14 protein-coding genes and 1 pseudogene are annotated in these 19,145 nt (G+C 30.3%); all 15 read left to right on the forward strand.

The window, feature by feature from the left end; translation table 11 throughout:
* Positions 1–9 precede the first annotated feature (9 nt).
* The 15 genes and pseudogenes from ABDX67_RS05220 (at position 10) to ABDX67_RS05290 (ending at position 19,138) form a co-directional block, all read left to right on the forward strand.
* Entirely contained in the window at positions 10–2,487 is a 2,478-nt protein-coding gene (locus tag ABDX67_RS05220; protein ID WP_347173913.1) for a heavy metal translocating P-type ATPase, read from the forward strand.
* Positions 2,488–2,489: 2 nt separating this feature from the next.
* Positions 2,490–3,200 carry a PepSY domain-containing protein gene (locus tag ABDX67_RS05225; protein ID WP_347173914.1) on the forward strand — a complete coding sequence of 237 codons (711 nt, stop codon included), beginning with the start codon at positions 2,490–2,492 and terminating at the stop codon, positions 3,198–3,200.
* Positions 3,201–3,202: 2 nt separating this feature from the next.
* Positions 3,203–4,972, forward strand: coding sequence for an efflux RND transporter periplasmic adaptor subunit (locus ABDX67_RS05230; protein WP_347173915.1), 1,770 nt, complete (start codon positions 3,203–3,205; stop codon positions 4,970–4,972).
* A gap of 31 nt (positions 4,973–5,003) precedes the next feature.
* Positions 5,004–5,402: a heavy-metal-associated domain-containing protein gene (locus ABDX67_RS05235; RefSeq protein WP_088352998.1), complete on the forward strand. Its 399-nt coding sequence runs from the start codon at positions 5,004–5,006 to the stop codon at positions 5,400–5,402.
* Between the two features lie 116 nt (positions 5,403–5,518).
* Entirely contained in the window at positions 5,519–5,830 is a 312-nt protein-coding gene (locus ABDX67_RS05240; RefSeq protein WP_347173916.1) for a DUF6660 family protein, read from the forward strand.
* A 120-nt stretch (positions 5,831–5,950) separates the two neighbouring features.
* Complete coding sequence (locus ABDX67_RS05245; protein WP_347173917.1) at positions 5,951–10,285, forward strand: CusA/CzcA family heavy metal efflux RND transporter; 4,335 nt, start codon at positions 5,951–5,953, stop codon at positions 10,283–10,285.
* A gap of 4 nt (positions 10,286–10,289) precedes the next feature.
* Positions 10,290–11,459, forward strand: a complete 1,170-nt coding sequence (locus ABDX67_RS05250) for an efflux RND transporter periplasmic adaptor subunit (RefSeq protein WP_299059543.1) — start codon at positions 10,290–10,292, stop codon at positions 11,457–11,459.
* A 2-nt stretch (positions 11,460–11,461) separates the two neighbouring features.
* Positions 11,462–11,875, forward strand: a complete 414-nt coding sequence (locus ABDX67_RS05255; RefSeq protein ID WP_299059540.1) for a Fur family transcriptional regulator — start codon at positions 11,462–11,464, stop codon at positions 11,873–11,875.
* A 56-nt stretch (positions 11,876–11,931) separates the two neighbouring features.
* On the forward strand, positions 11,932–12,294 hold the full coding sequence (locus ABDX67_RS05260) for a DUF3703 domain-containing protein (protein ID WP_070238185.1): 363 nt from the start codon (positions 11,932–11,934) through the stop codon (positions 12,292–12,294).
* On the forward strand, positions 12,291–14,249 hold the full coding sequence (locus ABDX67_RS05265; protein ID WP_298765373.1) for a heavy metal translocating P-type ATPase: 1,959 nt from the start codon (positions 12,291–12,293) through the stop codon (positions 14,247–14,249). Before ABDX67_RS05260 ends, ABDX67_RS05265 begins: the two co-directional genes overlap by 4 nt.
* A 114-nt stretch (positions 14,250–14,363) precedes the next feature.
* Positions 14,364–15,209, forward strand: a pseudogene (locus tag ABDX67_RS05270) (RteC domain-containing protein).
* A 306-nt stretch (positions 15,210–15,515) separates the two neighbouring features.
* Positions 15,516–15,794, forward strand: coding sequence for a helix-turn-helix domain-containing protein (locus ABDX67_RS05275; protein WP_347173918.1), 279 nt, complete (start codon positions 15,516–15,518; stop codon positions 15,792–15,794).
* Positions 15,795–16,038: 244 nt separating this feature from the next.
* Positions 16,039–16,725 carry a hypothetical protein gene (locus ABDX67_RS05280; protein ID WP_347173919.1) on the forward strand — a complete coding sequence of 229 codons (687 nt, stop codon included), beginning with the start codon at positions 16,039–16,041 and terminating at the stop codon, positions 16,723–16,725.
* Between the two features lie 357 nt (positions 16,726–17,082).
* On the forward strand, positions 17,083–17,745 hold the full coding sequence (locus ABDX67_RS05285; protein WP_347173920.1) for a P-loop NTPase family protein: 663 nt from the start codon (positions 17,083–17,085) through the stop codon (positions 17,743–17,745).
* A gap of 82 nt (positions 17,746–17,827) precedes the next feature.
* Positions 17,828–19,138, forward strand: coding sequence for a hypothetical protein (locus tag ABDX67_RS05290; protein ID WP_347173921.1), 1,311 nt, complete (start codon positions 17,828–17,830; stop codon positions 19,136–19,138).
* Positions 19,139–19,145 lie beyond the last annotated feature (7 nt).

Genomic DNA, 19,145 nt, shown 5'->3' on the forward strand with positions numbered 1-19,145 from the left:
AAATAAAAGATGAAACATACATATAACATACAAGGAATGACTTGCAATGGTTGTAAAACCAATGTAGAAAATGCTTTAAGTAAACTAAAGGAGATTACAAAAGTAGAAGCATTTTTAAAAGAAAAAACAGTTGCTATAGAAATGTCTTCACATATTTCTTTAGAAAAATTACAAGAAACTTTATTGAATGCTGGGTTACATTATACAATTGAAATGCCTGGTCATAAAAAGCATAAAGAAGTAAAAATTATTGAAGAAGGTAATGGTATTTTTTATTGTCCAATGCATTGTGAAGATGATAAAACATATAATTCTCAAGTAGGTTGCCCTGTTTGTGGAATGGATTTAGTAGAACAACCAAAACTACAAGTAACAACTAAATATACGTGTCCTATGCATCCTGAAATTATAAAGGATAAACAAGGAAACTGTCCTATTTGTGGAATGGATTTAGTCGCAATTGAACCTTCAGAAAACGAAGAAGATAAAACCTACCAAAATTTGCTTAAAAAAATGAAAATTTCTGTACTATTTACTGTGCCTATTTTCATAATTGCAATGGCAGATTTAATTCCAGGAAACCCAATAACAAAAATGCTTTCTCAATCTACTTGGAATTGGATACAGTTAATTCTATCCCTACCTGTAGTATTTTATACTTGTTGGATGTTTTTCGAACGTGCCTATAAAAGTATAAAAACTTGGAATCTTAATATGTTCACACTAATTGGTATAGGTACAGGGGTTGCTTGGTTATTCAGTTTAGTCGCAATGTTTTTTCCAGATGTATTTCCAGATCAATTTAAAACGGAAAGTGGTACAGTATTCGTCTATTTTGAAGCGACAACAGTAATTCTTACACTTGTTTTATTAGGTCAATTGTTAGAAGCGAAAGCACATAGTCAAACAAATGGTGCAATTAAAGAACTATTAAAATTAGCACCAACAGAAGCAACTTTAGTTACAGAATCAGGTGACGAGATTATTTCAATTCATAATATTAAAAAAGGAGATTTCCTTCGTGTTAAACCAGGAGATAAAATTCCTGTTGATGGAAAAATTACAGAAGGTCATAGTAATATAGATGAATCTATGATAACTGGAGAGCCTATTCCTGTGGATAAAAAAATAGATGATGCTGTAAGTTCTGGTACAATTAACGGTACAAAATCTTTTGTTATGATTGCAGAGAAAGTAGGTTCAGAAACCTTACTTTCTCAAATTATTCATATGGTTAACAATGCAAGTCGTTCAAGAGCTCCTATCCAAAAATTAGCAGATAAAATATCTAAATATTTTGTACCTATTGTTATTGTAGTAGCAGTTATTACTTTCATTGTTTGGCGTTATTATGGACCAGAACCAGCAATGGTATTTGCTTTTGTAAATTCTATTGCTGTATTAATTATTGCGTGTCCTTGTGCATTAGGTTTGGCAACACCTATGTCAGTAATGGTAGGTGTTGGTAAAGGTGCTCAAAATGGTGTTTTAATCAAAAATGCTGAAGCTTTAGAAAACTTAAATAAAATAGATGTACTAATCACTGATAAAACAGGAACAATAACAGAAGGTAAACCATCTGTAGAAAAAGTAATAAATACAGCTGGCACATTTGATGAAAACTTATTACAAGGTATTGCTTCCTTAAACCAATACAGTGAACACCCTTTGGCTGAAGCTATTGTAAATTTTGCAAAAGCAAAAAATATAAAACTTCTAGAATCAAAAGATTTTGAAGCTGTTATGGGCAAAGGTGTTATTGGTACGGTTAGAAATAAGAAAATTGCGCTTGGTAATAAAAAATTAATGGAGCTAGTAAAAGCAAAAATTACTTCTGAATTTGACACTAAAATTATTACAGAACAAGAACAAGGTAAAACAGTTTCTTACATTGCTATTAATCAAATTGTGGTAGGTTATGTTACCATAACTGATGCAATAAAAGCTACCAGTAAACAAGCGATAAGTGAATTACAAAAACAAGGCATAGAGGTAATTATGTTAACTGGCGATAATAAGCGAACAGCAAAATATGTTGCAGACCAATTAAACTTAGCTAGTTTTCAAGCAGAATGCTTGCCCGAAGATAAATTAAATGTCATAAAAAAATTACAATCTCAAGGAAAAATAGTTGCAATGGCTGGAGATGGCATTAATGACGCTCCTGCATTAGCACAAGCTAATATAGGTATTGCAATGGGAACAGGTACAGATGTGGCCATAGAAAGTAGTGAAGTAACATTAGTTAAAGGAGATTTACTCGGTATTGTCAAAGCAATAAATCTAGGAAAAGGAGTAATGAAAAACATCAAACAAAATTTGTTTTTTGCTTTTATTTACAACATTCTGGGTGTTCCAGTAGCTGCAGGTTTATTATTTCCATTTTTCGGAATTTTACTATCTCCAATGATTGCAGCAGCAGCTATGAGTTTTAGTTCAGTTTCTGTAATTGTAAACTCTTTAAGGTTAAGAAATATTAAATTATAACAATGGTAAACAGACAAGCAGCATTAAAAATTAGAAAGATACATCGTTATTTAGGTTTGTTTTTAGGAATTCAGTTTTTATTTTGGACAATTAGTGGTTTATATTTTAGTTGGACAGATATTGATGAAATTCACGGAGATCAATACAAAAATTTAAAATATCAACCACAGGCATTTAACAACCTCATTAGTCCATCAGATTTAAAAATTAAAAATGGTATCAATTCTATTGAGTTGAGAGACATTAATAATTCCCCATTTTATTGGATTAACAAAGAACAATTATACAATGCTATTGATGGTAGTTTAAAGGCTGCAATCACTAAAGAAGAAGCTCTTTATGTAGCTAAAAACTATATGAAAAAGGGTTTAGAAGTAGTTGAAATCAATTTAATTGATAAAACAGGTAAACATCACGAATACAGAGAAAAACTACTACCTGCTTATGTAATTACCTACGCAAATGATGAGAACATAAAAGCCTATGTATCCATAAAAGATGGAAAATTTCAAACTGTTAGACATCAAAGTTGGAGATGGTTTGATTTTTTATGGATGACTCACACAATGGATTATGAAGGTAGAGATAATTTTAATACTATCGTTTTAAGAGCCTTTTCACTTTTAGGATTAATCACAGTTTTAAGTGGGTTTTTATTATGGTTTACCTCATCCCCTACAATTAGAAAAAAATTAAAAAAACAATCAATTTAGAAATGAAAAAATACGCAATTTATATCGGAATATTAGCTATTGGTCTAGTATTAGGGTGGATACTTTTTGGTAATTCATCAACTCAAGAATCTCAACACAATCATAATGAAACAACAAATACAAACCAAAAATGGACGTGTTCTATGCATCCTCAAATTATGAAATCAGAACCTGGAGATTGCCCAATTTGTGGTATGGATTTAATTCCAGCTGCAAGTAATTCAGATGGTTTATTGGCAGATCAATTTATGTTATCAAATAATGCAATGGCACTGGCAAACATTCAAACTTCAATAGTAGACAAAGGCAATCAGCAAGACAATTTTATAAAACTGTCAGGTAAAATTGTAGAAAATGAAGAATCAAATGCAGTTCAGGTTAGTTATTTTTCTGGAAGGATAGAGAAATTAAATGTCAGTTTTACTGGTGAAAAAATTAATAAAGGACAACTTTTGGCAACTATCTATTCTCCAGAGTTATATGCCGCTCAACAAGAACTAATTACTGCAGCTAATTTAAAAGAATCACAACCTACTCTATATAAAGCTGTAAAAAGTAAATTAAAACTTTGGAAATTAAATGATATGCAAATAACCCAAATTGAAGCTTCAGGTAAAGTAATAGAGAACTTTCCTGTGTATGCAACAGTTTCTGGTACAGTTTCAGCAAAATTAGTAGAGCAAGGTGATTATATAAAACAAGGGCAACCACTTTTAAAGATTTCAAAACTAAGTACAGTTTGGGGTAATTTTGATGTGTATGAAAATCAAATAGACAACTTTAAAAAAGGGCAAGAAGTTATGGTATCAACAAATGCTTATGCTAATGAAGAGTTTAAAGGGAAAGTAGATTTTATAGACCCAATTTTAAATACAGAAACAAGAATAGTAACATTAAGAGTTGTTTTAAATAATAAGCATAATAAGTTTAAACCAGGAATGTTTGTTGAAGCTAAAATCAAAAATAGAACAGGTAACAAAAATAATACTGTAAGTATACCTTCTTCTGCTGTTTTATGGACAGGAAAAAGATCTGTTGTTTATATAAAACAAAATACAACTAAGCCAGTTTTTGAAATGCGTGAAATTACGTTAGGAAAAAAATTAGGTGATAGTTATGAAGTTTTAGAGGGCTTAAGTAATGGTGATGAAATTGTAACAAATGGTGTTTTCACTATTGATGCAGCAGCGCAATTACAAGGTAAGAAATCTATGATGAATAAAGTGGGTGGTAAAGTAATGACAGGTCACGAAGGGCATCTAGGAATGGAAACTAAGAAAACAAATAAAATAGACCACTCTAAAATGAATGAGCGTATTAAAGTTTCAATAAATTTTCAAAATCAGCTAGAAAATGTATTTAATAGTTACATAAAATTAAAAGATGAATTGGTTAATGAGGATGCTAATAATGCAATGTTAACATCAAAAATAATATTAGAAAATATATCTCAAGTTGATATGAAACAATTAACAGATAAGAATGCGCATAATCATTGGATGACTATAGAAAAAGAAATAAAAGTGTCAGCCAATTCAATTTCAAAGAGTTCAGATATCAAAGTTCAAAGAGACCATTTTAAACACCTTTCTTCACATCTAATCAATGCAATTAAACTATTTGGTATTAATAAAAAAGTCTTTGTAGATTTTTGCCCAATGGCAAATAACAATAAAGGGGCATATTGGTTAAGCAAACAGCAAAAAATAACAAATCCTTATTATGGTCAGGCAATGTTAAGCTGTGGAGAAGTAAAACAAATATTAGAGTAATAAAGTCAATCAATAATTAAATTTTAAAACAATGAAGAAAGTAATTTTAAGTATGGTAGTTATTATAGCAATAGTGTTTACTAGTTGTAAAAACGAAGCCAAAAAAGAATCAAATTCAGCAACTACTACAATGTCTAAAGAAATGGCAATGAAAGATATTTCTTTTGGTGTTAGAGGTAACTGTGGAATGTGTAAAAGAACAATTGAAAAAGCAGCAAATAGTGTTGAGGGTATAGCAAATGCAAATTGGGATAAAGATAAAAAGCTAATAAAAGTATCCTTTGATGAAGGAAAAACAGATGTAATGTCAATTCATAAAGCAATTGCAGCTTCTGGTTATGATACTGAAAAAGTGAATGGAGATTTAGATGCTTATGAGGGGCTACCTGGTTGTTGTAAATATGATCATTCTATGGAAATGAACCAATAAAACTGTTTAGGGAAGAAGTGTATTTTTTTTTATAAAAAAGCACTTCTTCCAAAACTATTAGTTAAGCTTTATTATTTGCACAACCATTGCATTAATTTATTTATATCTTTGCTATAATGAAATATTTAACCTTCATATTATGGCTTTATATTTTAGCTCTTAATTTAGCACCTTGCGAAGATTATGCTGCGCTTGATAATGAGGTTAAAACAGAAAATTTACAAGCAACAAACAGTGATCATCAACATCAAGATTTAGACTTATGCTCTCCTTTTTGTATTTGTCAATGTTGTCATATTAATACAATAGATTTCAAATTTATAGATGTAAATATTATCTCATACTACATTTCTACCCAAGACTTTTTCTACCAAAATGGTACAGAAAAAGACTTTACTACTTCAATTTTACAGCCACCAAGGGCTTAATTCAGTTTTTCAAAGGATAATTATATCCAATTTAGAACCTAAAGGTTCTTTAAATCTCGTGTAATTCTATTTTTTTTTACGAATTATATCAATAAGTTTAACTGAATTAACATATTCACTATGATTAATAAAATCATTGATTTTTCAATCAATAACAAATTTATAATTGGTTTGCTAACGCTTACCATTATCGGAGCTGGTATTTGGAGTATGACCCAAGTACCAATAGATGCAGTTCCAGATATTACAAATAACCAAGTACAGGTCATTACTCAAGCACCAAATTTAGGTACAGAAGATATTGAGCAAATTATTACTTATCCTGTAGAGATTGCTATGAGTAACCTACCTAATGTTCAAGAAATTCGTTCTGTATCTCGTTTTGGTTTGTCTGTAGTTACTATTGTTTTTAACGATGATATGGGGACATATTTACCTCGTCAATTAGTTGCTGAAAAATTGAACGACATCAAAGAACAAATACCTGCTGGTTTTGGTGAACCCTCTATGGGTCCAATTTCATCAGGTTTAGGCGAAATATATCAATATACATTAAAAGTAAAACCTGAATTTAAAGATAAATATTCTGTAACTGATTTACGTACGATGCAAGATTGGATTGTACAACGTCAAATGGCGATGGTAGAAGGTGTTGTAGAAGTAAATGCAATTGGAGGTAAAATAAAACAATATGAAGTCGCTGTTGACCCTAACGAATTACGTGCGATTGGACTAACCATTACCGACGTTTTTGAAGCACTGGAAAATAACAACCAAAATACTGGTGGTGCGTATATCGAAAAAAATCATCAAGCTAATTTCATTCGTGGAGAAGGATTAGCTCGTAGTTTAAATGATATAAAAAAAATTGTTGTAAAAAACACTAATAATATTCCTATTACTATTGGCGATATTGCCAAAGTACAATTTGGTGCTGCTATTCGTTATGGTGCATTAACACAAGATGGCGAAGGAGAAGTTGTAGGTGGTTTGGTAATGATGCTTAAAGGCGCTAATTCAAATGATGTAATAGAAAATGTTAAAGTTAGAATGGCTCAAATTGAAAAATCTTTGCCAGAAGGTGTGATAATTGAACCTTTATTAGACCGAAGTAAGCTAATAGCTGAAACAACATCAACTGTAGCAACAAACCTTATTGAAGGTGCATTGATAGTCATTTTTGTCCTTATTTTCTTATTAGGAAACTGGCGTGGTGGTTTAATAGTGGCTTCCACTATTCCATTATCATTATTATTTGCTTTTATATTGATGAATGCATTTGATGTTTGGGCAAATCTAATGAGTTTAGGAGCAATTGATTTCGGTATTATTGTAGATGGCGCAGTAATTATTGTAGAAAGCACCGTTTTTCTCATTGCATCAAAAGTATTAAAGAAAAAGAAATTGACGTCCAAAGAACGTGATGGCGTTGCAGCAGATGCTTCAAAAAAAATGATGAATGCTGCCTTTTTTGGTCAGCTTATTATTCTAATCGTATTTCTGCCAATATTGGCATTAGAGGGTATTGAAGGGAAAATGTTCAAACCAATGGCATTGACTTTCATTTTTGCAATGATTGGTGCAATGGTGCTGTGTTTGACTTATGTGCCAATGATGTCTGCATTAATTTTAAGAGCTCCAAAATCAGAAAAAAAATCTTATGGAGATAAATTTGTGCATTGGGTAGAACGTAAATACCAACCTTTATTAGAAAAAGCCTTAAAAAAAGGAAAACTAATAATTGGTGTTTCTGTCATTTTATTTGGCATTACTGTTTTTATGTTTACAAGAATGGGTGGCGAGTTTATACCTCAACTCGATGAAGGTGATATTGCTTTTCACGCCATTTTAAAACCTGGTAGTTCATTAACTGAAACCATTGAAACGACAACAAAGATTGAGCAAATTGTTAAAGCAAAGTTTCCAGAAGTTCAAAAAATTGTAAGTCGAATTGGTGTTGCAGAAATACCAACAGATCCTATGCCTATGGATATTGCAGATATTTTTGTGATTTTAAAACCTAAAAATGAATGGACTTCAGTTAATTCTAAAGACGAACTCATTGAGCAAATCAAAGAAGCTGTTGAAATAATTCCTGGTGTTAATTACGAATTTACCCAACCAATTGAAATGCGTTTTAATGAATTATTAGAAGGTGTTAGAGAAGATATTGCTATAAAAATTTATGGTGAAGATATAAATATATTATCTCAAAAAGCAGAAGAAATATCTAAAATTATTGCAGGTACAGAAGGCATTGGTGATATGAAAGCAGAAGCTACAACTGGCTTACCACAAATTACAATAACGTATAACAGAAATAAATTAGCCCAATATGGTCTTCAAATAAATAAAATGAATCAATTGGTGCAATCTGCTTTTGCAGGTGGTACTGCAGGTATCATTTTTGAAGGAGAAAAGCGATTTGATTTAGTTGTAAGATTAAATTCTCAAAACCGAAAGAATATTTCAGATGTTCAAAATTTATACATCAATTTACCGTCTGGAAATCAAATTCCACTTCGTGAAATTGCAGACGTAAGCTACAAAGCTGGTCCAATGCAAATAAGTAGAGATAATACGAATAGAAGAACTTATGTTGGTATTAACGTTAGAGGAAGGGATGTAAAATCTTTGGTAATGGAAATAAAATCAAAGTTAGATGCGCAATTAGAATTACCTACAGGTTATTTTATTCGTTATGGTGGCGCTTTTGAAAATTTAGAACGTGCCAGCAATCGTTTATTAACAGTCGTGCCAATTGCGTTATTACTAATTTTTGTACTCATTTATTTTGCTCTAAAATCGCTACCACAAACCTTAATGATTTACATAGCTATTCCAATGGCAACTATTGGTGGTGTATTTGCTTTATGGTTTAGAGATATGCCTTTTAGTATTTCTGCAGGTGTAGGATTTATTGTTTTATTTGGTGTTGCAGTTTTAAACGGGTTGGTAATGATTAGTGGTTTAAATGAACTAAAAGAAGAAGGTGTAACTAATTTAAAAGATAGTATTATAGAAGGCACAAAACGAAGAATTAGACCAATTATGTTAACTGCTTTTACAGATGTTTTAGGTTTTTTACCAATGGCAATTTCGGCATCAGCTGGTGCAGAAGTACAAAGACCTTTAGCAACGGTTGTAATTGGTGGTTTACTTACTTCTACATTATTAACATTATTCGTTTTACCGATATTGTATCATTGGGTAGAAAACAAATCATTCAAGTTTAGAGCAAATAAAAAGGTAATTACAGTTACTGCTATGGTAGCTTTTATGTTTTTTTTACCTTTAAGTGGAAACGCACAAGAAATTAATGATACGTTGCCAGTTATTTCGATGCAAGAAGCTGTGAATTTAGCCAAAGAAAACTACCCATTATTGAAACAAAAGCAATTAGAAATCAACAAACAAGAGCAGCTAAAAAATACAGCTTACGATTTTGGTACTACTCAAATTTTTACAGGTGGTGAAGAAGTTAATAACGGGAATGGCATTTATACAACTATTGGTATTGGTCAAAACAATATTGATGTGTTTGGTGTTTCTGCAAAAAAAAGATTGCAACAACAACGCATTCAATTAGCTCAAAAAGCGTTTCAACTTTCGGAATTAGATTTAGAATTAGAGGTAAAAAAAGCTTGGGCAAATGCATTTCAAAGCAAGAGAAAATATAACCTATATAAAGAATTAGATTCCATTTATACCAATTTTGACAAAGCTGTAGCTTTGAATTACGAGGTAGAAGCCATTTCAAGACTGGAATATGCAGCTGCTAAAAATCAAGCTTTACAAATTCAAAATAAATTTACGAAGTCTAAAAGTGACTATAATATCGCATTACAACAGCTAAACTTATGGCTAATTTCTGATACTTTTTTTACAGTTTCCAATGATTTTGAAATTATTAATAAAATTGATATAAGATCTTTTAATCCAGAGAAACATCCATTATACAGTATTGCACAATTACACCTAGCAGAAGCAAAAGCAACATATAAGGCTGCTAAAGCAGACAATTTGCCCAAGTTAAATCTTCAAGCAGGTTTGCAAAATGTTAACGGTAATTCAGGTTTCTATACCTATCAAGCTGGTATTTCAATCCCCTTTTTATCAGGCACAAATAAAGCGAAAGTTAAAACGGCAAAAATTGATACTGAAATTGCAGAATCCAATATTCAATTTAAAAAACAAGAAGTGGAATCTAAATTTATACAGGCTACAGAGAATTACCAAAAATGGAAAATATCTTGGTTCTTCTATAAAAATGAAGTTTTACCACTTATAAAAGAACAAAAAAAAGGTGCTTTATTGGCTTATAAAGAAGGTGAAATAGATTATACAGGATTCACACAAATTATAAAAGAAGCCATTCAATCAGAATTAGAAGCTCAAGAAGCACTTATCAATTATTTAGAAAGTACATTTCAACTACAATATTTTAACAAATAAGAAAATGAAAAACACAAAATATACAATTTTAAAAGTACTAATAATATCACTTTTAGTAGTTGCCTGCAATCATAAAGAAAGTAAAAAAGCAGAAATAAAAGAAACACAAAACAAAAATGAAGAAGTAATGCTTTCACAGCAACAGTATGATGCTTTAAAAATGAAAATAGACACGATAGCATTACGTAATATGAGTGGGTATATTAAAGCAAATGGAACTTTAGAGGTGCCACCACAAAGTGAAGCAGCAATAACTTCTGTAGTTGGTGCAAATGTGTTATCCATAAAAGTGATTGAAGGTGATAAAGTAAATAAAGGTCAAGTTGTGGCATATCTTTCACATCCAAATATTATTCAAATGCAAACCGATTATTTGAATGCTTTTAGCAATAGTAATTTTTTAAAGAAGAACTTTGAGCGTCAACAAAAATTATATGATGCAGGAGTTGGCTCTGGTGCAAATTTTCAAAAGGCCGAAGCCGAATATGATGCCTCTAAAGCAATGGTAAATGGATTGGAAGCGCAGTTGAAACTATTAAACATAAATACGTCATCAGTACGAAATGGAACAATTGCTCAAAGTATATCATTACGCAGTCCTATTGAAGGCTATGTGCAAAAGGTAGAAGTAAAAACAGGACAGTATGTTGAACCACAAACTGAACTCTTTGAAATCGTAAATACGTATCACGTTCACGCTGATTTAATGGTGTTTGAAAAAGATGTGTATAAAGTTATGAAAGGTCAAAAAGTAAGCTTTAATATACAAACAATGCAAGATGAAGAATTAACAGCAGAAATCTATTCCGTAAGCAAAACATTTGAAGATGACCCTAAAGCAGTACACGTACACGCTGAAATTGAAAACAAGAAAGGTAACTTAATTCCTGGAATGTATATTCAAGGAAAAATCCAAACTGAAAACACACAAACTATGGCATTGCCCGAAAGTGCGATAGTAAAAGAAGGGGATAAATTTTTTGTGTTTTCGGCAGAAAAAGAAAATGACGATTGGAGTTTTAAACCAGTTGAAGTGCTTTTAGGAGCAAAAGATGGCAATTGGATAGCTATTCAATTTTCTGAAGATATAAAACCAAATACAAAATTTGCTTATAATAATGCCTATTATCTTATAGCAGAAATGAAAAAAGGCGAAGCAGAACACGAACATTAATTATGCAAACCATAGAACAATTATTAGAGTCAAAAGATATACGTGTTACGGCAATGCGTTTATTGATTTATAAGTTTCTTGCAGAGAAACAAGTAGCAGTAACATTAAGTGATATAGAAAATGCTTTTGAAAAAGCAGATAGAACTACATTGTACAGAACTATTAAAACATTCGAGGAAAAGGATATTGTGCATCAAATAGATGATGGTACAGGAATTACTAAATATGCTTTGTGTGAAAAGGGCTGTAATTGCGAGATTGAAACCGATTTGCATTTACATTTTCATTGCAATAACTGTAATGAAACCATTTGCTTAACCGAGCATAAAATTCCTCAAATTAAAGTGCCAGATGGTTTTGTGTCAGAGAATGTCAATTTGGTTGTAAAAGGTATTTGTGATAAGTGTAGTAGATAACAAATGCACTTCCATTGCACTTACTATTAGATTATTTTTATAAAAAATTAGTGGATATGAAGTTTAATACTAAAATACCTAAACCTCTTAAACAGGCTTATAATGAAGAATTAAAACTATACAGTTTATGTTTAGAAAATAAGCAGTATAATAATGCTTGGTATCATTTAGAACGCAGTCATATAATAGGGCAATCTTACCCTATAGAACATACCTATTCACATTGGCTAATGCTAAAATTTGGATTTATGCAAAAAGATACTAAAGAAGTACTCGGTCAAATTATTAGGTTACTTGTTGGTGGTTGGAAATCATTTATTGACCACGTGCCACTTGGTAACACAGGCGGTGCAAACGTACCACCATTAAAATCTATGATTATACCTAATGATATTAAAAATTTATTCAATTCAAAATGAAGAAAAAGAAAGTCAATTTAAGAGATTTAAAACCAAATTCAAAGGAACAACATTCTCACGATGATGGTCACGACCACGGAGATGGTAGCGCATTCAAAACATACATTCCTGCTATCATAAGTTTTGTAATGTTAATTGTAGGTATCGCTGTAGATTATTTTGATGTGATTCCTCAATTTAAAGGATGGATTCGAGTAGTTTGGTACACTTTAGCATATATTCCAGTTGGATTTCCAGTAATTAAAGAAGGATGGAAAAGCCTTATAAAAGGCGATGTTTTTACCGAGTTCTTTTTAATGTCTATTGCCACGATTGGTGCATTTATAATTGGTGAATATCCAGAAGGTGTTGCAGTAATGCTATTTTATGCAGTAGGAGAATTATTTCAAAATGCAGCAGTAAATAGAGCAAAAGGAAATATTAAAGCATTATTGGATGTTAGGCCAAAAGAAGCCAATGTATTTCGTGATGGTGACTATATAAGTGTGTCGCCAGAAGCTGTAAATATTGGAGAGAAAATTCAAGTTCGTGTAGGTGAAAAAATTCCATTGGATGGTATTTTATTATCCGAAAAAGGGTCTTTCAATACAGCAGCTTTAACTGGTGAAAGCAAGCCAGATACGATTTCAAAAGGTGAAAAAGTATTTGCCGGTAGCATTAATATGGATGGTGTAATAGAAATCGAAACTACAAAAGAATTTAAGGATAGTTCAATTTCTCGAATTCTACATATGGTGCAGAACGCAACAGCTCGTAAATCTAAAACAGAATTATTCATTAGAAAATTTGCTCGTATCTACACTCCTATTGTGGTTTATTTGGCTATTGCGATAACATTTTTACCATACTTTTTTGTAGATGATTATGTGTTTAGAGATTGGCTATATCGTGCATTAATATTTTTAGTAATTTCCTGTCCTTGTGCCTTGGTTATTTCTATTCCTTTAGGATACTTTGGTGGTTTGGGAGCAGCTTCAAAAAATGGAATATTGTTTAAAGGCGCTTCATTTTTAGACGCTATGACCAAGATAAATACATTGGTAATGGATAAAACTGGCACTGTAACAAAAGGAGTGTTTAAAATTAAAGAAATTAAAGCCATTAATTGGGAAGAAAAAGAGTTTATGAAATACCTAATGGCAATGGAAGAACAATCTACACATCCTATTGCAAAAGCTATTTTAGAATATAAAGCAGATGGTAAAGATTTTCAAGCTTCAGAAGTATCGGAAATTGCAGGTAAAGGTTTAAAAGGGATTGTAAATGGTAAAACAGTTTTAGTAGGAAATAAAGCCTTAATGTCTTCTAATAATATTGATGTTCCATCTGAAACGGAATCTATTGTAGAATCTATCGTTTTAGTTGCAATCGATAATCAATTTGCAGGTTATGTTGTGATAGCAGATGAACTAAAAGAAGATGCAAAAGAAACAATTACCAATTTACATAAAGTAGGTATTAAAAAAATAATGATGCTTTCTGGGGATAAGGATTCTATTACGCAAAAAGTAGCTACAGAACTAAATATTGAAAAAGCTAAAGGCGGTTTATTGCCAGAAGATAAATTGAATGAAGTAGAAAAATTAAAACAAAATTCAGAAAATAAGATTGCTTTTATTGGTGATGGAATTAATGATGCGCCTGTTTTGGCTGCAAGTGATGTTGGTATTGCAATGGGTGGTTTAGGTAGCGATGTTGCTATTGAAACAGCAGATGTAATTATTCAAACAGATCAACCTTCAAAAGTGATAAAAGCAATTCAAATTGGTCGTTCTACAAGAAAAATTGTATGGCAAAATATTGGATTAGCATTTGGTGTAAAAGTGATTGTGTTAATTTTAGGAGCTGGTGGATTAGCTACAATGTGGGAAGCCGTTTTTGCAGATGTAGGTGTTGCGTTATTAGCTATTTTAAATGCTGTGAGATTACAGAAAATGAAATGGAGTGTGAATTAAAAAACAACTCCATAAATTAAATATTAATGAAATATAAATATGTGCGATAAATAAAGTGATAACTAAAATCATACTAATTTAGATATTGGTATGATTTTTTACAGATGAAAAAAATTGAAAAAGATTGAAAAAATTGTTAAAGAATTAGACTATAATTTAGATTTTTTAGAAAAAGAAACAGAAGGAGTATTAGAAAAAGCAGAAGAAAGTATTAGAATAACAAAAAGAGCATTAGAACAAATAAGAATACTTTTTTTAAGGAAAAAATTAATCCCGAAAAACGAAGAGATTGGTTTTTTCAAAAGCATTAAACCTTATGTTTTTAGTAAACTAATATATTATGTCAAATTATTTAGTATAGAAAGTAAAAGACCAAGAAGTAGTAATAAATCTCAAGTAAAATACTTCAATAATCACATAGATAGGCTTCAAAACTATTTTAATGATAATCTAGAATTTTATCATTATTTCAGAAGAGGTGCCATTTTTTTAGATGAAGAATATTTTATGAGAGGTAAAGCAGATATTAGGCTATTTCCAGACTCATTATCATTTTTTACAGATGATAAATTTTCTACGAGTCACGATACAACTGTGGCTACTATTATGGCATATGATATGTTAATCATCTATCTAAAAAGAGAAATAGATAAACTTGAAAACAATAATAGTATGGAAACCAATTTCAATGCATTTAAAAAGCAGTCAAAACTTTTTTGAACTGGAAATAAAACCGATTTAATAGAGCTTATCTATGCACTTCATAGTTCTGGTTCCGTAAATAGTGGTACTGCAGATATTAAAGAAATGGCATCAGCTTGCGAGCAAATGTTTAATATAGACCTTGGTGATTATTATAGGACATTTTTAGAAATTCGTTCACGCAAAATTAATCAAACCAAATTCATAGATAAACTTAAACAATCCTTAGAAAATAAGATGTTAGATTCTGATGAATAAATACCCAAGCTGGGTGTTTTTAAGTGCAAATTATTTACATATAATTTGCACTTTTTTGTTACCAAAAAAAATAATGAGAATAGCAATCAATGTCAATACAACGTATTAAAAATGTAGATATAAAATTACCCAAGTTGGGTTTTACTTGTGTATAAACTTCAATAAATCATATCATATTTGCCTAACGAAAGTCAAATCGTTGGTTCACACTCACATAATAACAGAAAAATCGTGAACTAAATTAACCAAAAGAAGCTGCTTGAATGTGGGGGCATTCAACAGCTTCTTTACTAAAATTGTTAGAAAATGGCAGCAACTATTATTACTACAGAAGATTTAAGAGAGTTCAAAGAAGAATTATTAGAAGACATAAAAGCAATGATTAACCATCAATCAGGTTTCGCACCTAAAAAATGGTTAAAATCTCCAGAGGTTAGAGACTTGTTAAGTATTTCTCCAGGTACATTACAAAATTTAAGAATCAATGGAACACTCCCCTATTCTAAAGTTGGTGGTGTCATCTATTACGATTATGAAGAAATTGTAAAAGTGTTAGAGGAAAATCGCATTCACAATAAGTTCTAAACGTCATTGCGAACAAAGTGAAGCAATCTCATCATAAAAAAAAGGAATATATTATATATAGTCAGAATCTAAATCCGACCTATTTTATTTTTAGTAGAAATTCAATTTTTATGAAACGGGAGAATCCAAAGAGTTCACGGTCTGGATTCGTAAGTGTAATAAAAAGTAGAATTCAATAAAAATGAAAGTGAGTCTTGATTTTTTGAATACTTTTTGATCAAGCAAAAAAGTATTGATATAAATTATGCAAAACGTAAATTTCATAAAACATCTCAAAGGAGTTTTTATTCAATTCTCTAAAGATAATCGACTAAATCCAACGCATATCAGTTTGTATATAGCACTTTTTCAAATTTGGAATAACAATCGGTTTTTAGAAGAATTCTATATCAATCGAGAAGAAGTAATGTGCTTTTCTAAAATTGGCTCAAAATCAACATATCATAAATGCATAAAAGATTTAAGTCATTGGAAATATATCATTTACTACCCTTCACACAATCCTTACAAAGGGAGTAAAATTAAGATGTTCAAATTCGAGACAAGTTCTGGACAAGTTGTGGTACACAACAGTACCAAAAATGAGACAAGTACTGGACAAGCACTGGTATCTATTAATAAACATATACAAACTAATAGAAACATTAAAAACATTTATAAACTTGACCAGCCAAAAAATGAAAAAGAGGTAATTGCTTTTTTTAAAAAAGAAAAATGGTCAACAATTGAAGCTCAAAAATTCTTCAACCATTACCAAGGAATAGGATGGAAAGTTGGCGGAAAAACAAAAATTGTCAATTGGCAAGCAACAGCAAAAAATTGGATGATAAAAGCAGAAGAAATTAAAAACAAAGAAAACCAAAATCCAGTTAGCCAAAATCAAGACAACCTAAAGACCAGTAAAAATAAAAACTACAATGAACCGCTCTAAATGTCACCTTCTGCATAGTCGAAAGCTCTTATTAAAACCACCTTCGTATTTACTATTCTGTTTTCTAAGGTTTAGAATCCCTTCCTCTCTGCAAATTGACGATAAAATAAAAAGAAATGAACAACTGTAAATCTAATAAAGCCAAATACAAAATGATTTCATAATGTAAACTCGACATAGGATTTGCAAGCGAGTGTCAATCATTTGAAAAAGTGTAAAAAGAAAATCTGTTTGAGCTTAGCGAGTTATTTTCTTTTAGCTTTTGAAAATTAAATTGACCGCTGAAAATCCAAGTCTTAATCTTTTGTTTCGTTTTGCATCAAGGCAAAATGAAAATAATAAGTATAAAAAGAAAAAATGAAAACAAATACACCTCACATAATCCAAGAAGGCAGCGTCCAATACCAATTAGGCGAACTAAAAGGAAATCAAATAATATACGATTTTCCAAAAATGCTAATCTATTTAGAAGCAAAAGGGAAATTATTATTTGATAAAAATTTCAAAATATATTCAGAAGATGAAGCAATTTTATACAAATTATGCATTTATTTTATTCGTGATTTTGATGCTTGCAAAAAATTAAATATAGATCCCAATAAAGGAATTTTATTATCTGGTCCAGTAGGTTGTGGTAAAACAAGTTTAATGAAATTATTACCACACATTGTTCCTCATCAAATTAAGTATATAGTTGTACCTGCAAGAAATATTACATTTAATTTCAATAAAAGCGGGTTCAAAATTATTGAAGATTATGGTAATAATGGTTTTTATTGTTTTGATGACTTAGGTGTAGAAACAACTGGCAGGCATTTTGGTCAAGATTGTAATGTAATGGGTGAAATCCTTTTATCACGTTACGATTTATTCCTAAAAAAAAATACTAAAACACACGCAACAACTAACTTAAATGCACAAGAATTAGAAGAAAGATATGGCAATAGAGTAAGGAGTAGAATGCGTCAATTATTTAATTTGATAGCATTTAATAAAGATTGTATAGATAAAAGACAATGAATCAAACGTTTAATTATATCAAATTAATACAAAATATATTGTTAAAATTCATATCTTTCAGATTAATTATATCAAAGAATAAGTGTTAACTAGTAACCAAATAAAAAATCAATTAAATTCTATAACTGCATCAGTTTTAAACGGTGATAGTTTTGATAGAAATGATTATGCAAGAAAAATTTTGAACTATCCAGCAATGATGGTTCCAAGTGTTCAAGAACCTATAATAAAAACTTTAATAGATGCGCTACCAGAAAATTCTTCTATGATTGATCCTTTTATGGGCGCTTCAAATACTATTATTACATCAATGCGTTATGGTATTAATTCATTTGGTCAAGATATAAATCCATTATCACTCCTTATAAGTCAAGTAAAAACACATATATTTTCAAACGAGCTAAAAACTAGCTTTTTAAATTTCAAAAAAAGATTAAATAGAAGTAGATCTGCAAAAATTGATATTAATTTTAAGAATATTAATAAATGGTTTAAAAAAGATGTTCAAATTGAGTTATCTCAAATTCGAAGATTAATCATTCAAGAAGAAAATTTATTTATAAGAAAGTTTTATTGGGTTGCTCTAGCTGAAGTTATTCGTTTAACAAATAATGATAGAACATCAACCTTTAAAATGCACGTTAGGGCTCAAGAAGATATAAACAACCGTAACTTGTCGCCTAAAGTGTATTTTATAAAAATATGTCAAAGAAGTATAAATGATATTTTTGAAGTAAAAAATAAACTATTAGAGAATAATCTTTTAGAAAAAGATAAATACATTTATGAAGTTGAAGTCGCTTGGGGTGATTCTAAAGAGAAATTAAATACAACAAAAAAACATAATCTTCTTGTTACCTCACCTCCTTATGGTGACAATCATACAACAGTAACATATGGCCAATTTTCATATCTCCCTTTACAATGGATTCCTGTAGTAGATATTGATGAAAGTATAACTATGAACTATTTAGATGTAATACAAGAAATTGATTCAAGAAGTTTAGGAGGTAAAAATGTTTCTGATTATTCAGTTATAGAAAAAGAGATGTTTTCCAAATCAAAAACTTTAAAGAAATTTTTTAGAAATTTTAATGCAGAAGAAAGACTAAGAGCTAGAAAAGTAGTGAGTTTTATTAATGATTTAGATATTACAATTGACAATGTTTTAGAAAAAATGATGCCTAATTCATATTTTGCTTGGACAGTTGGTAATAGAAATGTTAATAATAAAGAAGTTGAGAATGATAAAATTTTAACCGAGTTATTAGCAACAAAAGGTATAAACATTTTTACAGATTTAGAAAGGGATATTCTATCTAAAAGAATGCCTGACAAAAATAATTTTTCTAAAACTATGAGTAAAGAAAAAATCTTAATCTACAATAGTTAAAATATTC

Source organism: Polaribacter uvawellassae (assembly GCF_039748955.1).
Taxonomy (GTDB): Bacteria; Bacteroidota; Bacteroidia; order Flavobacteriales; family Flavobacteriaceae; genus Polaribacter; species Polaribacter uvawellassae.